The sequence below is a fragment of the Aquitalea sp. LB_tupeE genome, from assembly GCF_013391415.1.
In the GTDB taxonomy this organism is placed as follows: domain Bacteria; phylum Pseudomonadota; class Gammaproteobacteria; order Burkholderiales; family Chromobacteriaceae; genus Aquitalea.
Genome location: NZ_JACAXB010000005.1, coordinates 1 through 17,958 on the forward strand (window position 1 = coordinate 1; position 17,958 = coordinate 17,958).

General features: G+C 55.2%; 14 protein-coding genes. 3 read left to right on the forward strand and 11 right to left on the reverse strand.

The genetic code is table 11. From position 1 onward, the window contains the following. Window positions 1–29: 29 nt before the first annotated feature. Complete coding sequence (locus HWX34_RS00945) at window positions 30–1,835, reverse strand: ATP-binding protein (protein WP_178970574.1); 1,806 nt, start codon at window positions 1,833–1,835, stop codon at window positions 30–32. Window positions 1,836–1,844: 9 nt separating this feature from the next. Here HWX34_RS00945 and HWX34_RS00950 point away from each other — a divergent pair, with 9 nt between their 5' ends. After that, entirely contained in the window at window positions 1,845–2,231 is a 387-nt protein-coding gene (locus HWX34_RS00950; protein WP_178970575.1) for a hypothetical protein, read from the forward strand. 24 nt (window positions 2,232–2,255) lie between these two features. Here HWX34_RS00950 and HWX34_RS00955 read toward each other — a convergent pair whose 3' ends face one another. Genes HWX34_RS00955 through HWX34_RS01000 form a run of 10 tightly spaced genes read right to left on the reverse strand, consistent with a single transcriptional unit; the run spans window position 2,256 to window position 12,884 of the window. Next, window positions 2,256–3,527, reverse strand: coding sequence for a methyl-accepting chemotaxis protein (locus HWX34_RS00955; protein WP_178970576.1), 1,272 nt, complete (start codon window positions 3,525–3,527; stop codon window positions 2,256–2,258). Further along, window positions 3,458–3,823: a response regulator gene (locus tag HWX34_RS00960; RefSeq protein WP_089085452.1), complete on the reverse strand. Its 366-nt coding sequence runs from the start codon at window positions 3,821–3,823 to the stop codon at window positions 3,458–3,460. The genes HWX34_RS00955 and HWX34_RS00960 overlap by 70 nt, the downstream gene beginning before the upstream one ends. Further along, on the reverse strand, window positions 3,820–4,071 hold the full coding sequence (locus HWX34_RS00965) for a hypothetical protein (protein WP_178970577.1): 252 nt from the start codon (window positions 4,069–4,071) through the stop codon (window positions 3,820–3,822). The genes HWX34_RS00960 and HWX34_RS00965 overlap by 4 nt, the downstream gene beginning before the upstream one ends. Beyond that, the gene (locus tag HWX34_RS00970) at window positions 4,062–6,416 is read right to left on the reverse strand and encodes a chemotaxis protein CheA (RefSeq protein ID WP_178970578.1); all 2,355 of its coding nucleotides are present in this window, start codon (window positions 6,414–6,416) and stop codon (window positions 4,062–4,064) included. Before HWX34_RS00970 ends, HWX34_RS00965 begins: the two co-directional genes overlap by 10 nt. Continuing rightward, window positions 6,416–6,787, reverse strand: coding sequence for a response regulator (locus HWX34_RS00975; protein ID WP_089085449.1), 372 nt, complete (start codon window positions 6,785–6,787; stop codon window positions 6,416–6,418). The genes HWX34_RS00970 and HWX34_RS00975 overlap by 1 nt, the downstream gene beginning before the upstream one ends. An 11-nt stretch (window positions 6,788–6,798) precedes the next feature. Next, a complete protein-coding gene (locus tag HWX34_RS00980) occupies window positions 6,799–7,641 on the reverse strand; it encodes a protein-glutamate O-methyltransferase CheR (protein WP_178970579.1) in 843 nt (280 codons plus the stop codon). A 4-nt stretch (window positions 7,642–7,645) separates the two neighbouring features. Continuing rightward, on the reverse strand, window positions 7,646–8,260 hold the full coding sequence (locus tag HWX34_RS00985) for a HEAT repeat domain-containing protein (RefSeq protein ID WP_178970580.1): 615 nt from the start codon (window positions 8,258–8,260) through the stop codon (window positions 7,646–7,648). Further along, window positions 8,226–9,350 (reverse strand): chemotaxis-specific protein-glutamate methyltransferase CheB, encoded by a 1,125-nt coding sequence (gene cheB, locus HWX34_RS00990; protein WP_178970581.1) that lies wholly within the window; start codon window positions 9,348–9,350, stop codon window positions 8,226–8,228. The genes HWX34_RS00985 and cheB overlap by 35 nt, the downstream gene beginning before the upstream one ends. A gap of 19 nt (window positions 9,351–9,369) precedes the next feature. After that, a complete protein-coding gene (locus tag HWX34_RS00995; protein ID WP_178970582.1) occupies window positions 9,370–10,938 on the reverse strand; it encodes a chemotaxis protein CheW in 1,569 nt (522 codons plus the stop codon). A gap of 23 nt (window positions 10,939–10,961) precedes the next feature. Continuing rightward, on the reverse strand, window positions 10,962–12,884 hold the full coding sequence (locus tag HWX34_RS01000) for a methyl-accepting chemotaxis protein (protein WP_178970583.1): 1,923 nt from the start codon (window positions 12,882–12,884) through the stop codon (window positions 10,962–10,964). Between the two features lie 672 nt (window positions 12,885–13,556). Here HWX34_RS01000 and HWX34_RS01005 point away from each other — a divergent pair. Beyond that, window positions 13,557–16,412, forward strand: coding sequence for a PAS domain-containing methyl-accepting chemotaxis protein (locus HWX34_RS01005; RefSeq protein ID WP_218645006.1), 2,856 nt, complete (start codon window positions 13,557–13,559; stop codon window positions 16,410–16,412). Beyond that, window positions 16,413–17,873 carry a chemotaxis protein CheW gene (locus HWX34_RS21535; RefSeq protein WP_178970584.1) on the forward strand — a complete coding sequence of 487 codons (1,461 nt, stop codon included), beginning with the start codon at window positions 16,413–16,415 and terminating at the stop codon, window positions 17,871–17,873. It begins immediately after the preceding gene. Window positions 17,874–17,958 lie beyond the last annotated feature (85 nt).

Below are 17,958 nucleotides of genomic sequence, written 5' to 3' on the forward strand. Positions count from 1 at the left end.
TTAAGAAAGCTGCACGACCTGCAGCTGATTCAGGCCTTGCCAGCAAGCACTTCTCCAGAACACTGCAATGCATATAAAGTAGCAATTTGAGCATGCGCCTCCTGCTGCAATGGACACACCAGCTTGTCATGCAATGCTTGTGCAACTTCACTCATGTGATGGGCCCCTATCTGACTTGAGGCAGTGGCTATTCGGGACAGCAAAGCCCTGGCCTCGGGCAGGCGGCAATTTGACAGTGCCGGCCACAACAGTTTGAGGTCGTCCGCATTGTCTTCCAGAAACATGGTCAGTATTTCTTGCTCACACACCACGTCTGCGCCTGACAAGGCGACGAGTGCATGATGGTCCACAGTAAAATGGTGATGCTCAGAAGGCCACTCCCGACAAACGGCGCGCATCAGGTCCAATTCATCGGTAAAGGAAAGAATTCCGGACTGTGGCGGAACGGCTTGCTTGCCTGCCAGAACCCATAATGATGACTGCTCCGTCTCTGACAACAAGCGCGACAGCCTGCTACCAGCAAAAGTCATGCTGTCATCCGCTTGAGCGCAGTAAATGATTCGCCTCGGCTGAAGACTACTGATCATCAGGGCGGCATCTTCGAGTGTCGTTGCCAGCATCAGCTGCATTCCTCTTTCCTGCAACAAATGACCGACTACATCTGCCAGCATGGCAGACGGTGCAATCATCAATACCGGGTGGTCCTTCCCTCCCGGCTGAATTGATATTTTTTCTCCCTGACGCAGGGGAATTTGCACTGTGGCACTGATCCCGCCTCCGCTATTGGATTCCAGTTGCAGTGTTCCGCCCAGCAAGCCAATCAGCGACCGTGCCAATGCCAGTCTCAAGCCAAGGCCATCATGCGAGCGGGCAGTACTACCGTCAGTTTGCGTAAACAGTTCACCTACTCTGGCAAGCTCGCTTTTGCTCATGCCGATGCCACTGTCTTCAATCCTTATCACCAGCTCATCCCGAGCCGTAGCGGTAAGGCAATCCAGGCTGACTGATACCTGGCCCACCTTGGTGAACTTGACTGCATTGTCGAGCAGCTCGGCAATGCTTTTACCCAGGTAGCGCCGGTCACTCTTGATCAGTACATCAGCTGGAAGCTTGTTGCTGTAGCGCACATCCAGTTGCTTTGCCGCCGCAGCAGATCGACAGCTCAGCAACAGTTCATCCATCAATCCATTGATGGAAAATGTTTGCGCATCAGCGCGGATGGACGCGGTTTCCAGGCGGGTCCAGGCCAGCACATCGTCAATCATGCCCAATAGCTTGTTGGCTGCAGTTTCAATTTCCTGGGCATAATCGCGCTGCTCGTCATCCAGTTCACCCATGCACAGCAGCTCCAGCATGCCCAGGATGGCATGCATCGGTGTGCGAAACTCGTGGCTCATCACGGCAAGGAATGAAGACTTGGCCTGACTGGCCAGATCTGCCTGCTTCCTGGCTACATCCAGACTGACATTTATCTGGTGATAATGGCTCATGTCAGTCACTGCCAGAATCATGCCGCCAAACGCTGCACCTGCGCGTACCAGTTGCCCGTCAATAATCAGACTGCGCTCAGTACCGTCCATGCAGCGCATGGTTCTTTCAAACCGGAATGCCTCGCCACCGGCAAATCCTTGCCGGACGATCTCCTGCAAAGCACGGTATGTTTCCGGCTCCGGGAAGCACTCGGACAGCTGGTTGACGACTTCAATATCTGCACACAGCAAGTGTCTGCCAGAGGGGTTGATGCGCAAAATCGTTTCTGATGCATCAATATGCAATAACGGTATGGGTACGGCGATGAACAGTGCCTCACTGAGCTGCAGCAAATTGCGTTGCAACTGCTCTGCATGTTGCTGACGCTGTCTGTCCGAAGCCAGCTGTTCACACAAGGCCAGCCAGCCAAGCCATATGGAATCCGGCTGGATGGTTTCCTCACCATCATGCAGCAAGATGCCGCACCGTCCGCCGGTCAGCACCACCGGACAGGACTGGATGCCCGTTTCAGGCCACGCAGCATCACCATGGGTATAGATGCATGCATCCCCGACCGGACCGGGAACCTGCAAAGACCAATGCCGCGCGTGACACACTACGGCCAGTTCATCCCCAAGTACGGCAAAGAAATCCGCCGGGTTGCAATCCCGTCCAATCATTCCCGCCAGACGCAAGGGAATATTGCTCTGCTGCGAGCCATCCTGACTAGCCTGTCGGTGTTGATGTCTTACCCTGGATAGTCTGGACGTTTCCATGTGGCACCATTAGAAAAGTTCGACCTTTGGGGCCTCATTTTCGACTTTCCCGCCCATCCTTCTGGAAAAGTCCTCCCGCTGGACATGCATCACATGCCCCTCCCCCAGTTGCCCGACAATGGTGCTGATATCAGGCACTGCCATACCCCCCCCCTGCTTTATGCTCGCTGCCATTTGCTGCTGATGCTCAGCCGAGCTGGAGGCAACACGCACCAAGTGCTCCAGTTGCTGCCGCACGATATCCTGAAACTGCATTTTCTCCAGTGCCAGCCCCACGCCACCCGCAATGGCCTGTACTGCCGCATGCACGTGAGAGGTGAAACCCTGCTGTTCCTGCACCACTGCGGTCAGGTGGTCATTCATTTGCAGGAACTGACTGGAAATAAGGGAAAGTTTTTCACCTTCGCGTTCATGCAGATCCATACGCATGATCTGTTCCAGTTCTGCCGCAATGGCAGCGGTGACAGCAGCAATGCCATCGGTAATCTGCGCAGCGGCACTGTCGGTCTGGACTGAGAGGTTGCGGACTTCATCTGCCACCACCGCAAATGCGCGCCCATGCTCACCGGCACGTGCGGCTTCGATTGCTGCATTCAGTGCCAGCAAATTGGTCTGGTTGGCTATTTTACGGATCAATTCGGCATAAGGTTGCAGCCGCTCCACCTCGACAGAAACCTTGGCAATACGCGACTGTTCCTCCTGTTGCCGCGTGGCTCTTTCTCGTTGCATATTGCCCAGCTCGGTGATGGATTCACGATTCATGCTGGCTTCCTGACGGGAGGACTCCACCAGCCCGGATGCATGCTCCAGGAAGTTGCCGGTTTCCGAGACAATCTGTCGACTTGTCTGCTCGATACCCTGTAACCCCTCCATAACGCCGATGGCTGCGACTTCCGTCGTGCGCTCTATGCCTTTGAGCTGGTCTTGCAGGAAACCATTGAGGTCTGCATATGCATGCAGCTGGGTGGCTATCTTTTCAGTCTGCTGATCATTTGCTGGCTGTTGTACCGGTACGGACGATACGGAGACACGCGGTTCGGTCAGCAGGCAGACCGCCAGCACTACCCCTTCAGCAAGCACCATGTACCAGCTGACACTGCCCGACCAGCACAACAGGACTGTGGCCAGCAGGACCACCACCAGACATGCCCAACGCACGAGAGCCAGTTTCGCGCGCGGGCCAGGGGCAGGTTCTGTTTCGCGCATCATGTTCAGGCTCCTGGCAGCACCTGGCGAATCACCTTGAGCAGATCCGCGCCGGTAATCGGCTTGACCAGCCAACCGGTGGCTCCATGTTGTTTTGCCACATCCCGACTGGCCTGCTGGGTTTCGGTAGTCAGCGCCAGAATGGGCGTGAAGCGCAGCAACTTTCTGGCTTCCTTGATGAGCTCCAGTCCATTCATGTTCGGCATGTTGATATCGGTAATCATCAGGTCAGGGCGCAACCCGGTCTTCAGTTTGTCCAGCCCCTGCACACCATCTGCGGCCGTAACCACGGTAAAGCCACTCATTTCAAGGGTCTGGCGCAAGCTCATGATCATGGTTGCGGAATCATCGACCAGCAGAATGGTTTTCATGCCTCACTCCTTTCACGCTGCAACAAGGGAAATACATAACCGGCCATGAATCCATCACGCGGTGGCTTGAAATGTACGATGCGACTGACCAGCAATGCCTGGAACACAGCGGCATGAATGTGCTCGCAATCCTCCAGATCGACTGTTGCGGCTTCCTGGTCTGCCAGCCAGACCAACAGTGTCTCGGCATCTTCGACACCGACCTGTCCGACCAAACGGGCAGAGTGCCCTTCAAACATCAGAGGCATAGCAGCAACTCCTTGGGATTGATCACCATCAGGACGGTACCGTCTCCCAGCAGGGCCGTACCCGAATACACGGACAGTTGTGCCAGGATGCCCTCCATGGGCTTGAGAATGATGTCCACGGTTTCGCGGAACTCATCCACGACAATGCCTACGTTTTCCGCCCCCATGCGCAGCACCAGAACCGCCAGCTCGTCCTGCTCGTTGGCCATCTGCTCTTCATCCAGCGCCAGCAAGGCATTCAGGCCGTACAGGGGAACAATACGGCCTCGCAACACGGTGGAGCGATTGTGCTTGAAATGACGGATCTGGCTGCGCGCAACCCTGACGGTTTCCACCACCATTTCCATCGGCACACCGAAAATCTGCCCGGAAGACTCGATAATCATCACATTGGTGACGGCCATGGACAGCGGCAGAGCAAGTTGCAACAAGGTACCCTCCCCAACCTTGCTTTCCAGCTGGAAACTGCCATGCACCGCTTCAATGGCGGAGCGCACCACATCCATGCCCACGCCTCGCCCGGACAGGTCGGAAACTTGTTCGGCTGTGGAAAATCCGGGATGGAAAATCAGCTGGATTGCATCCGCATCGCTCAGGCTTTCAGCCTTGGCTGCGTCTATCAATGACTTTTCCATGGCCTTGCGCCGTACCTGGACCGGATCTATCCCCTTGCCATCATCACGAATCTGGATGATGACCCGGTCTGCCTCCTGATGGGCGCTGATGCGGATGCAACCCTGGGCGGGTTTGCCGGCGGCAAGACGGGCCTCGGGTGATTCGATGCCATGGTCCAGGCTATTGCGCAGGATATGGATCATCGGCTCGGCCAGCCGCTCAATGACATTCTTGTCCGCTTCGGTGTCTTCCCCTTCAAGAACCAGCTCCACCTGCTTGTGCAGTTTTTTCGACAAGTCACGTACCAGACGGGGGAAGCGCTGGAAGATGGTGCCCACCGGCATCATGCGTACCTGCATGATGGCATCCTGCATTTCTTCGGCAATGCGGTTGATCACCAGATACTGGGATTTGATTTCGCGAGCCAATTCGCGGTTGCCGAACTGGTTTTCCGCCTTTCCAGCCAGGTATGGCAGCGCATTCTTGGCCACCACCATTTCGCCAATCAGGTCCATCAGACGGTCTACCTTTTCCTGGCTGACCTTGAGTACCCGGCTGGCCTTTTCTGCAGATTCATCCGTACGCCGGCCAGCATCCTCCTGTACCGGGCCGGCAACGGGAGCACTGCCTGCCAGGGCACTGCTGGCGCCATCGACGAAACCTGCCGGATTACCATCTCCGCCACGCAGCAAACGCAGGACAGGTTCGGCGCTCTTGAGCTCGATGCACCGGTCATAGGCCTGGGACAGCGCTTCCAGCATGGGTTGCGACTGCTGATAGCGATAAAGATTGGCCAGGGTCTGCACCACGGACTGCAAACGCCCTTCCCAGATACCGGCATCCGCCGGCAGTTCAAGAATCTTGCGCTGCGTTTCAACAATCTTGAACCAGGCCGTGTGCTCTTCTTCTGACAGGGGACGCGGATCAGACTCGGCTTCATCCAGATAGAAGACCGGCCGGAATGTCGAGCCCTGCAATTGCCGTACCTTTGTATAGGGAGCCATGTAACGGAACAGCTCTTTGAGTGCCTGACCATCCATGCGGCACAGAAAGCGGATTTCCAGATTACAACGATAGATGTCCAGTTCCGCCATGTCGGGCCAGGGGCTGACGGGTTGAATGTCCAGCCAGCGCAAACCCTCTACCTGGCGCAACTGCAACAGCGGGTCTTCCCCACTGAAAAAGCATTCACTGTCAGGCTGATAATGCACGGCACTCAGGGGATGACTCTCACGGGCAGCATCATGCTTTTCCTGTTCGAGCACGTTGGCAGGAAAGGATTGCAACCAGTCGGCAACCACGGCCGGGCTCTCTGACTCAACCGGGCGCACCGCTGTTCCAGGCGCCCCCAGACAGCCTTTCAGGGCAGTGGCAATCTGCGCGGCCCTGTCATCCCGCAATGCTTGCAACTCACCAACGGTGTCCAGGTCGTCCAGGCAATCGGACACGAAGTCGGCCCACTCCAGCAAGATATCTGCATAGTCGGCCACAAAAGGCAGCACGCCGTTGCGAACCTGGTCCAGCAGGTCTTCGGCATGGTGGGTAGCCCCGGCCAGTGGCGTCAGTCCCAACAGCCCGCTGTTGCCTTTCAACGTATGGATGCTGCGGAACAACGCATTGATGACTTCCTTGTCATCCGGAGCATGCTCCAGTTGCAGCAAGGCACGGCCGATGGTTTCCAGCCCTTCGCGTGCCTCCTGCACAAACTGTTCAAGTAAAGGGTTGTTCATCAGTCAGGCTCCCCCAGTAACAGTCGTGTCAGCAAGGTCAGCTCCACCGGTTTGGCCGGCTTGATGATGTAACCATTGGCGCCTGCCATATAGGCCACGACTACATCACCTTCCTTGGATTCGGTGGACACCATGATGGCCGGGCTTTGCATCAGGCTCAGGTCGGCACGCAAGGTCCGTACGAAGGTATATCCGTCCATCTTGGGCATGTTGATGTCGACGATATAAAGGTCGTAGGGCGACTGCATGGCCTTTTCCAGCGCCTCGATACCATTCACGGCCTCGTCCACGCTCAAACCGGCATCGGTGAGTATCTTGCGGTGATAAAGTCGCACGGTGGCGGCATCATCAACAATCAGTACGCGTTTCATACCTGAGCCTTTCAACCGAAACGAGGTTTCTGGTAAACGATGGCATCCGGAAACTTGCGCACCGTGAAGAGTGGAGAAATACGGCTCATCGACTCGGAGTGCCCCAGACAAATGAAGCCGCCATGATTGAGAGAGTCGTAAAAGGTATCCGCCGCATCCTTGCGTGAGATGTCATCAAAATAAATCAGCAGATTGCGACAAAAAATGATGTCGATATTGCTGAAGCGCCGCGTGTCATTACGGTCATTCAGATTGACCCGGCTAAACTCGATGGACTGGCGCAGATCTTCGATAATTTGGTAACGCTGATTGCTGTGCGGTTCGAAATAACGGTCCAGATAGGTTTTCGGCAGATATTGCAGCGAACGCATGCTGTATATGCCTTGTTTGGCCGAGTCCAGAATCGAGGTATCGATATCCGAGGCCAGGATCTCCACATCAAACTGTTCTATCTTTGGCCACAGCTCCAGCAGGAAAATGGCAATGGAGTATGGTTCCTCCCCCGACGAAGACGGGATGGACCAGATACGAATGGTGTCTCCTGGCTTCTTGTGTGCGGCCACCTCTTCCAGCATCGAGTTCACCAGGCAGTCAAACTGGTAGGACTCGCGAAAAAAGTAGGTCTCGTTCACCGTCATGTCATTGACCAGTTGCTGCAACTCCTCGCCACTGGCCTGAAAACGCAACATGGTGAAATAGGTACGAAAGTTTTCCGAACCGGATTCCCTTACCCGTTCCGCCAGGCGCTTGTCGACAAAGTAACGCTTGGACTCGTCGAAATAGATTCCTGTCTTGCGATAGAAGAATTCGCGGAACTTCATGAAATCTTCTGTCGTGATCAGCGGCTGTGCCATGGTGCTATTCCTGACGGATGCGGGCTTTGGCCATGTCGACAGCAAAGCGGATGAAAGGGTCGTCGGCAAACCGGTTTGCTGCCGACTCCAGGGAGGCCAGGGCGTGTGGACTGCCTACCTCACCCAACAGGTCAATTGCAGTGGCCACGACATTGCAATGCATGTCCTGTTCAACCACGCTGATCAGCCAGCCCTCAACGCCAGGGTGCTTTAGCGACTCCAGAATGTTGACCGTGAAAATGCGTACATCCGGGTCGACATCACGCAGCAGGGTTTCCACCAGACTGGCGGTGGCATCCGGCATTTCCTGCAATACCTCGATGACGCCGTTACGCAGCATCGGATCATCGGAACGGAGAAAATCAGCCAGGTGTTGCGCCACTTCGACACCACCCAGGCGACGCAGGCTGCCCAGCGCTGCATCACGCACCGCACGATCCGACTCTGCCGGCAAAATACGGCACAAGGGCAGTACGGCTTCCGGAAACTGGCCCAGCGCCAGTGCAGCTTGCCGACGCTCGTCGACTGAAACACTGGACAACCGGGTAATCAGATCGGCAAATGACAGCGACTCTGCCGCATCCTCAATAGCCGGCGTGACACTTTTCTTGAGCGCCATGACGCTTCTCCCCTTGTTGGCACCAGGCAATAAGCTGGCTGGCAATGGCATGTGCAGGCAGAACAACGCTGGCACCGCCGCGGCGCGCCAGTTCCATTGGCATGCCGAATACGATGGCGGTTTCCTCCGACTCGGCAATGGTCCGGCCACCAAGCTGATGCAATTGGGTCATTTCATCGGCACCGTCATAGCCCATGCCGGTGAGCATGACCCCAGTCAAATGTGATGCGGGCAGACAGTCCATGGCCGAACGAACCATCACGCTGACCGAGGGATGCCATAACACTGCCGGGTCTGCCGGACGTGGCGTTGCCATCACCAGCGACTTGCGACGGGACAATTGCAGGTCTGCACCGCCGCGTGCGATGTAGATATTTCCACCGCGCAAGGGCATGGCGGCGTGCACCTCCTGTACCGGGAGTACACAGTAGCGATCCATTCGCTCGGCAAAACTCTGGGTGAAGCCGGCAGGCATGTGCTGCACCACTACCACCGGGTGGGGAAAGTCGGCCGGCAGCTGGGGGAGAATCAGCTCCAGCGTTTTGGGGCCACCGGTTGATACCCCAATCAGTACCATGCCACTGATTTCACCATCGTCAACGGGTGCAGCGGCGGTGGGCTGGCTGAGTCTGCGTGGTCTTTGCGGCACGGTATCCATGGCCGGCTGTTGTGCGATTTTGCCCAGCCGTGCGGAGGCGGCAGCCCGTGTTTTGACGATCAGCTCGTCACGGATGCTGCCAATATTCAGGGAAATCGTTCCTTCGGGCTTGGTGACTACATCGACAGCGCCAAGTGCCAGGGCTTCCAGGGTTGCTATTGCCCCAACGCGGGTAATCGATGACACCATTACCACCGGGGTCGGACGGGCTGCCATGATCAGCGCCAGTGCCTGCAAACCATCCATCTGCGGCATGTTGACATCCAGCGTGATGACGTCGGGCTGCCACTCCATCAGCTTGGCAATGGCTTCTTTGCCGTTATGTGCCGTTTCGGTCAGCATGTCTTCTTGCTCGCCAAACAATGTGGTCAGATGCCTGCGCATCAGTGCCGAATCATCGACGACGAGTACCTTGATCTTTTTGCTTCCCATCCTCACCTCCTCCCCGCCGTCAGGCGGGCTGCTCCAGTGACATTTGCAGCGAGCCGACCTCCCCGTCGTCCAGCAGCATTCCCGGGTCTATCATCATGATCAGACGGCCCTGCTTTTGCAGATTGGCCACCCGGCAGATCAGCCGGCTGCTTCCTTCACCCATGTCAGGCGCAGGCTCGAAGGCATGGCGGGGTACTTTCAACACTTCGGCAACGGAATCCACAATGAAACCAGTGCGCAAGCCTCGCAGCAGATACACCATGATGCGCTGCCGTTCACTTCTTTCGATGGAGCCCAGCCCCAGACGCCGGCGCTGGTCAATCACAGGCAACACCGTGCCTCGCAGATTGATGACGCCTTCCATGTAATCGGGTGCGGTGGGCAGAAATGTCAGCTGCTCCGGCACGCGGACGATTTCCTGTACCGACATGATGGGCACACCGAACTCCTCCTTGCCCAGCCGGAACACCACCACCTGCTCGTCCTCGTCATGACCATCCGCATCAGCCACAAGACCGTCATCACTTGCCATATCACTCTCTCCCTCTTCTGCAGCATCGGTCCGTGCCAGCTCTACTTCATCGAACATCTGTCCGACATCCAGAATGGAAACCAGCCGCCCCCCATCCTCCAGCCGGCAAATGGCATTGATTTCGCGGGTCTCGCGGCGATTCCACATGCCCGGCACTTCATCAATCAGGTTGAAAGGCACACGCAATACTTCGCTGACACTATCGGTCACCAGACCAACCATCTGCTCACCGCCAAGGTGAATCACCACCACGCGGTCCTGCTCTCTGTCCTGGTCGTAAGGCATGCCAAACAATCTGCGCAGCGAAATGAGCGGCAAGAGTCGGGAGCGCAAAGTAACCACGCCCAGCTGTGCTGCCTCGGACTGCGGCACCCGCACCAACTGGCCATCCATCTGGACGATTTCCTGCACATCCTGGATATCAATGGCGTATTCCTGACCATCCACACTGAACGAAACAAGCTGACGTTCATCGTCGCTTTCATCGCACAACATTTCCTGCTGCGATACGCTCAGGGCAACTTCAGACCCACCATGCTCCTGTCGCAACTGAATGCCGGAAAAATGACGGTCAATCAGAACCTGGAAATCAAGCAGCAGGATGAGGCGTCCGTTCCCATCCTTGATCACGCCTTGCAGAAACTCACTGCGTGCACTGTCAGGCAAGGTGTCGGTAGACTGGATATCTTCGTCACGGGCGCTGACCACGCTGGCCACGTGATCCACCAGGAAACCAAGCGGCATACCCAAATTGATGACCAGCGCACGGGTTGCTTCATCCGCCGCACGGTCCGGCAGGCCGAACAATCTACGCAGAGAGAGAATGGGTAACACCTTGCCACGCAAATTGGCCAAGCCGTCCAGGGCTGTCGGTGCCAGTGGCAAGTGGACAATACCGGGAACCCGGATGATTTCCTGTACCGGCGCCATCGGGACGGCAAACAGCTCCCCCTCCACGCAGAAGGTCACATAATGGCTGCCATCCGCACCGCTGACTTCATCATCCTGCGGTGGCTCCAGCTGCAGCTCGGCAGCCTGTTCATCACTTGTAGACATGGTGTCTTTCTCCAGCCGATGGCTTAGCCGTTGCTCTGCAGCTCATCCGCCAGAGAGGCGATCTCTTCGATTGCAGCAGACAGCTCTTCAGCGCCTTGTGCTTGCTGTTTGGCTGCTACGCTCGCCTGCTCCGCCGCCTTCTCAGCTTCGGCGGACGCGCCGGCAATCTGCTCGACACCGCCTTTTACTTCACTCACCATGGCAACAATCAGCTGCGACTTATCCAGCGCCGACCTGTTGCTGGCCAGGATATCGGCAACATCGATTTCTATTTGCTGCATGTCCTGCACCACAACTTTGGCTTTGTCGGCCTCCGAGATGGCACCTTGCATGATTTCTTCGATATCCCGCTGCACAAAGCCGACCTGGTCCTGGATGTCCTTCACCATGTCCTTGATGCGGTCGGCATTCTCGGCCGAGTCATGTGCCAGATTCCGGATATCTGTCGCCACCACTACAAAGCCCTTGCCGAACTCGCCTGCGCGCGCCGCTTCAATCGCACCATTCACCGCCAGCATGTTTGTCTGGATCGACACCGTGGTAATGGCATCCACAATCTTGTCGATACGGCGTGAAATCAGTGCCAGGTCCTTGATTTGCTTGAGACTGCCCTGACTATCGGACACAGAATCCCCGATAACCTTGATAAGGCTGTCAATCAGCTTCTTGTTCTCATCCAGCAATTCCTGGATGTTGTTGGCTTTTTCCAGCGAGGATTGGCAGCGAGCCTCGGTCAGCTTCAATCCGGACTCGATCTGGTTGATGGCGGAAGATGATTGTGCAGTGGCTGCGGCCTGTTGCTGGGCACCTTTGCGAATCTGGTCCAGCGCCAACATGACCTGGGAACTGGAACGATTGATTTCCTGGATACTGGCAGACAACTCTTCGGCGGCAGCCGCCACGTCTTCCGCGCTCTTGTTGATATCGGTGGAGTTCTTCAGCTCATCCGACAGTTCAGACAGACTTTGCGCGGCCTGCTCGCACTCGGACAGCGCCAGGCTTTGCTCGCCAACGGTTTTGTTGCTCTCTTCGCAGGCTGCAGATTGCTCCTCAGCCGCGGCAGCAATCGCCTCTGCGCCCTGCATGGCTTGCTCACCAGCCTTTTCCGACTCGCTTGCCGCATTCAGCAGGGTTACCGCATCGGCAGAAATGTCCTGACATGCCAGGCGAATCACCTCCAGCTGGTTGGTAATCACACTGCTTCTGTCTACTTCCTGCTCGATGGTGGTGGCAGCCTGATTGATGCGGGTAGAGATCACATTGACCTCTTGCTGGATTTGCGAGACCAGCTCCTGGATTTCCTTGGCACTTTTTTCCGAAGTTTCAGCCAGCGTACGTACTTCGTCGGCCACCACGGCAAACCCTTTGCCATGCTTGCCTGCGCGTGCAGCTTCGATGGCGGCATTGAGGGCCAACAGATTGGTCTGGTCTGCAATGCGGGCAACTGCCTTGACGATATCGCCAATATTCGAAGCCTGGCGCTCCAGTTCTCCCACCATCTGGGTCGATGTCTTTTGCCGTTCGGCAGCCAGCCTGATATTGCCAATGGTCAGCGATACCGAACCATTAATCTGGCGGGCAATCTGCTGCATGGCCTCGGCCTTGCCCTTGGCGGTATTGGCTGCGACTTTCTGCTCGGCAATATCCCGGCTCATATGGTCAATCGCACGCAAGGACTGCTGGGCAGCACCGGATGCCTGCTCCGCACCGCTTGCAATCTGGTCACTGGCCCGGCGCAGTTCTTCTGCAGCTGACGCAGCCTGATTGATGCCGGAAGCCAGTTGTGAACAGGCAGCAGCAATGCGTTCTGCCGCCTGTTGCTGCTTGGCCAGTGTTCTGGCCTTGCGACGCTGTGCTTCCGCCTCACGCAAACTGTTCTGACCGACCAGCTTCTTCACCTCCAGATCGGCTTCAACCTTGACCGGTGTCTTTTTAACCAAAGCCATCTTGACCTCCCTAGCTCCCGCTAGCCGCTGATTTGAATAAAAATGGATGTTTTTAAATCGTTTGATTAAAAAGCATCGGCACCACGCATTGAATAACTTACTTTTATCCTTGTTAGCAGAGCCAATTTACTTTTCAAGAAAAATATCTTCGTCATAGATGTGATGCTTCTCCGTACCTGAGCAACTTGGAGATCAAGCAATTGGATGACTGTGACTTGTCATCGCGCCAAGCCAGAATGGCCAAGGGGTGTCCACCTTCCAGATTGATCGAAACGGTCAGCACAGCAGCTACTTCATCTGCGACCACATTTTCGAGAGGCATGAAGTCTGACCCGCTACGGTTAAGGGCGGCATTACCAGGTGATGTCGGCACTGCGCTGTGAATGCAGAAGGAGAGGTGTGGGTTGGGCGTTGGCTGACGAGATGTCATGCAAGAGCTGCCGTTTTCTACAGGCACACAGGGATGATCACTGACTTGTAGAGGGGCTGAGTTGGCTGCAAGTGGAGGAAGCGGTCATGCATGCCATCACTCATGCACTGAGAATGTGCAATCATGCAGCTTGATGGTTTATGTTTAAAGTATAGTCAATTTATTGCCATTTCTGACAAATGAATTGAAAAGTTGCACCGGACGATCCTCCTGTCTATAGAAAATCACAGGAGGTGAGCCACATGATCAATGAAGCCACAGCCCGCATCAGCGAGGCACTACGCGTTTGCGGAGGAGAAGCCTCCAGTGAATTGCGGGACATATCCGAATTCTTCAAAGCCATCAACCGCAATCAAGCCATTGTCGAATTTGATTTGCACGGCATCATTGTTGAAGCCAATGACAACTTCTTGCGCTTGTTTGGTTTCAAGCGGGATATGCTGATTGGCAAACACCACCATGCAATCTGGATTGAATCGCAGGTCAACAGCGGTGAATACGATGCGCTATGGAAGGCCTTGTGCAATGGGGAAGCCGTCAGTGGCGAATTCCACCGCAAGAAAGCCAGCGGCGAAGATATCTACATCCAGGCGTATTACAACCCCCTGCTCAATGAAGATGGTGCCCCTTACAGGATCATCAAATTCACAGCGGACATCACCGCGAGAAAAAAGGCCCAGCACGAAGAGCAAGGCAAAGTATATGCAGCCGAGCAGTCGCAATGCGTTATCGAATTTGACCTCGATGGACGCATCGTCGCGGTCAACGATATTTTCCTGAGGCTGATGGGTTATACGCACGAGGGCGTAATCGGCCAACATCACAGCATGTTCTGCCCGGTAGAAGTTTCCCAGAGTGATGCCTACGAAAACTTCTGGAATGCGTTACGTGAGGGACGGGCACAAAGTGGTGAGTTCCTGCGCCTGAATCACCGCCACCAGCCCGTATGGCTGCAGGCAACCTACACACCCATCCTGGGACTTGATGGCAAGCCATTCAAAGTGGTGAAGTACGCCACGGACATTACCGCCGCCAAAGAAAAAGCCCTGGAAGATGAAGGCAAGGTGAATGCGATTTCCCGCTCGCAGGGCGTCATCGAATTCGATATGGCAGGTATTGTCCAGCAGGCAAACCAGAACTTCCTGAAACTGATGGGTTATGAGCTGGATGAAATCAAGGGCCAGCATCATCGTTTGTTTGTGACCGAAGAAGAGGCAGAGAGCCCTGCCTATCGGGCATTCTGGCAGAAAATGAACAAGGGCGAGTTTGATGCTGGCGAGTATCTGCGTATTGGCAAAAACGGCAAGCGCATCTGGATACAAGCCACTTACAACCCTATCTTTGACCTGGAGGGAAAGCCGGTCAAGGTGGTGAAATATTGTAGTGACATCACTTCGGAAAAACAGGATGCACAGGAGAACCGCAGTCGTTTGAAGGCCGTCAGCGAAAGCCTGTGCTACGCCGAACTTGATCGTGAAAGCAATTTCATTCAGTGCAACGAACAGCTGTGCCAGGTTCTGGGCTATACCCATTCCGAAATGCTTGGCAAGGGGCTGCAAAAATTGCTTTTCGAAGAAGACCAGGGTAGTGCTGCCAATCAGGACATCTGGCGCGAATTACACCGCGGCCATGTCCATACTGGCGAAATGCGCTTTCAGGCTGCTGGACGGCAAGAGGTATGGATCAACCTTACCTTGACTCCCGTCACCGGCCTGGCAGGGGAATTGTCCAAAGTGATTCTTCTGGCGCGTGATATCACCAAAGAGAAACTGGAACGGCTGGAAACCGAGGGAAAACTGTCGGCCATTAATCGTGCCCAGGCGGTGATTGAGTTTGACCTCAGCGGTAAGGTGCTTGGCGCCAATGATAATTTCCTGGCCTTGATGGGCTACCGTCTGGAACAAATCCAAGGCATGCATCACCGGATGTTTGTTGATCCACAAGAAATATCCAAAGCAGATTACCAGAACTTCTGGGAGCGTTTGGCACGCGGGGAATTCTTCTCGGGGGAATACAAGCGGATTGCCAACGGCGGAAAAGAAGTATGGATTCAGGCAACCTACAATCCGGTTCTCAATCCCAGCGGCCAGCCAATCAAGGTGGTGAAGATTGCCAGTGATATCACCCAGGCCAAACTGCATAATGCCGAGTACCGGGCCAAGGTAGATGCCATCAACGCGGGCCAAGCCATGGTGGAGTTCGACCTGCAAGGTAATATCCTGACGGCAAACCGTAATTTCCTCGCTGCCATGGGCTATACGCTGCGAGAAATCCAGGGGCATCACCACAGCATCTTCTGCACCGCTGAATATACTCATAGCGCGGAATATCGCGACTTCTGGTTAAGTCTGAGTGAAGGAAAGTTCGTCAGTGGACGCTTTCACCGGGTGGGTAAATTCAGCCGCGATGTATGGATTCAGGCTACTTACAATCCCATTTTCGACCTGAATGGTACCGTCTGCAAAATCATCAAATACGCTTATGACGTAACCAAAGAAGTACAGATGGAGCGTGAAATCTCGCAGAAATCCCGCGAAATGGCAGACAGCGTCAGCATTCTGGTGGAAAGCATCAATATGGTGGCAACCCTCTCCGGACAAGCTTCAGTTCTTTCCGGGCAAGCTGCATCCGTGGCCAGTGAGGGAAGTCAGGCACTGGAACAATCCTTGCAGCTGATTGCGAAAATACGCCGTAGTGCTGATCGCATCGCAGAGATTGTCGGTGTAATCAGTGAAATTGCCAACCAGACAAACCTGCTGGCATTCAATGCAGCCATCGAAGCGGCGCGGGCCGGTCAGCACGGTGTAGGTTTTTCTGTCGTGGCAGCCGAAGTCCGCAAGCTGGCAGAACGCTGCTCCAAAGCCGCGCAGGAAATCACCGAGCAGGTTCAGCTGGCAGACGGCCAGGTGGATCAGGGCATAGAGGCCAGTCAGCGTGCTGCCAGCAACTTCAAGGGAATCCACCATGGTGTAGAGCAGACAGCAAGCAGCATCCAGGAAATTGTCGATGTTACCCGGCGCCAGGCAGAGCTGACCACGGAGGTCAAACTGTTGATTACCTCACTTGCCCGCAACGGCGGCAATACCGGGAGCAATTAAGTGACTTCCCGTCGTTACGGAATTTTCGCCGTCAACGATAGCTTGCTGGCACTGGATATCGAATGCCTGAGAGAAGTGGTGCCCTGCCCGGTACTCAATAGCATGCCGGGCAGGCACCCTGCTTTGAAAGGGTGTTTCAGCCTGCGTGGTGTACTGATTCCTGTCATCGACCTTCGGGTTTTGATGTCAGATGGCAGCGAACCAGCAACACTACATAACGTGGTTGTGGTCACGTCACATCATCGCGTGCTTGGTCTGCTGGCATCGGATGTTCAGCAGGTCGTGGATTGTGAAGCGCAACTGGTTGTGGATAGTGACAAGGAGCACATCATTACCGGTGGCTTCACCCTTCCGGGAGAGCAACGGCCCGTCAGTGTGATTGATGCAGACAGATTGTGTGCCTTGTCTGGCATCCCTGTTACCGAGCAAGGGCAGGCCGAAACCGACATGACCGGGAACAACACGATAGACAGTACAATTCATCACCTGATGCTGATGAGTAGTGGAGGGGTGCCGCTTGCCATTGACGCCACCGTTGTTCACACCATCATCCTCAACCCGGTCATTGAAAGCTCACCGATAAAGTCCGGTTTTTGTCTGGGCATCATCCGTTATCAGAATTTGCGTATTCCCGTACTCAGTTTGCTGGGAACATTGGGGATAGATCAGCCGAGCGTGCCTCCCAGGCAGGCCTTTGTCATCCGCTATGAGGATGGCTATCTTGCATTTACCGTTGAAAACATTTTCGACGTCGTCAAACTGGGGCATTTTCATCCCATGCCACTGCCAGCACGCTCCTTCAAGGACGCGGCCAACTTTATTGGCGTGGTGTCTGTCCATGATTTACCGGTCGACACGCTTGGCATCAACGGCGACGGCCAGCAACACTTTCTGTTGATTGCCGATACCCAGCTGCGCAACCGGCAAACACTTCGTGATATCGCTCACATCACCATGCCGGATAACGCTCCCCAAGCGGATAGCCTGCAAGCCGGAGACGGCCCCGGAGGAAAACAAACCCTGCATGTTCTGACTGTGGACGTGAATGGTGAGATTGCCTGCCGGGTGGATCAAGTCTTGCAAATCCTGCCGTGGTCTGAAGGTAAATTACTGACTTGCTCCGAAGGGAAGCAGGCAGGCCTTGTTGTCAGTCGTGAACAAGCCATCCCGACTTTTTGTCTCAGTTCGGTGTTAGGGGTGCCGCAGTCACCCGTCAGCAATACCGCCAGTATTCTGGTGGTGCAAACAGAGTACGGCCTTGTCGGTTTTTCAGTACCCAGGCTGATTACCATCGACAATGGCCGCCCTATTGCTCAGTCAGCATCATCATCCACTACGGACGAAAATGCATGGGTAGCGGATGCTGCATCAGGCCATGTCTCGCTGCAAACAGCTCATGGACCTCGTTTACTCACCTTGCTTGATTTGCAAAAGCTGGGGCAATACTGCCTGAGCCAATAAAAATCAGGTCTGCATGGCGGGTACTAGCGCGATACTCCGGTGCCACTGCAATGTGCTGACAGTCCTTGGGGCCATTCAAGCAGGT

What these genes read in the sequence shown, in the direction of transcription:
- HWX34_RS00980 (WP_178970579.1), bottom strand. Translation starts at nt 7,641, where the DNA reads ATGGCACAGCCGCTGATCACGACAGAAGATTTCATGAAGTTCCGCGAA.
- HWX34_RS00985 (WP_178970580.1), bottom strand. Translation starts at nt 8,260, where the DNA reads ATGGCGCTCAAGAAAAGTGTCACGCCGGCTATTGAGGATGCGGCAGAG.
- cheB (WP_178970581.1), bottom strand. Translation starts at nt 9,350, where the DNA reads ATGGGAAGCAAAAAGATCAAGGTACTCGTCGTCGATGATTCGGCACTG.
- HWX34_RS00965 (WP_178970577.1), bottom strand. Translation starts at nt 4,071, where the DNA reads ATGCCTCTGATGTTTGAAGGGCACTCTGCCCGTTTGGTCGGACAGGTC.
- HWX34_RS00975 (WP_089085449.1), bottom strand. Translation starts at nt 6,787, where the DNA reads ATGAAACGCGTACTGATTGTTGATGATGCCGCCACCGTGCGACTTTAT.
- HWX34_RS00995 (WP_178970582.1), bottom strand. Translation starts at nt 10,938, where the DNA reads ATGTCTACAAGTGATGAACAGGCTGCCGAGCTGCAGCTGGAGCCACCG.
- HWX34_RS00960 (WP_089085452.1), bottom strand. Translation starts at nt 3,823, where the DNA reads ATGAAAACCATTCTGCTGGTCGATGATTCCGCAACCATGATCATGAGC.
- HWX34_RS00950 (WP_178970575.1), top strand. Translation starts at nt 1,845, where the DNA reads ATGTTGCTGACGCTGTCTGTCCGAAGCCAGCTGTTCACACAAGGCCAG.
- HWX34_RS01005 (WP_218645006.1), top strand. Translation starts at nt 13,557, where the DNA reads ATGATCAATGAAGCCACAGCCCGCATCAGCGAGGCACTACGCGTTTGC.
- HWX34_RS01000 (WP_178970583.1), bottom strand. Translation starts at nt 12,884, where the DNA reads ATGGCTTTGGTTAAAAAGACACCGGTCAAGGTTGAAGCCGATCTGGAG.
- HWX34_RS00970 (WP_178970578.1), bottom strand. Translation starts at nt 6,416, where the DNA reads ATGAACAACCCTTTACTTGAACAGTTTGTGCAGGAGGCACGCGAAGGG.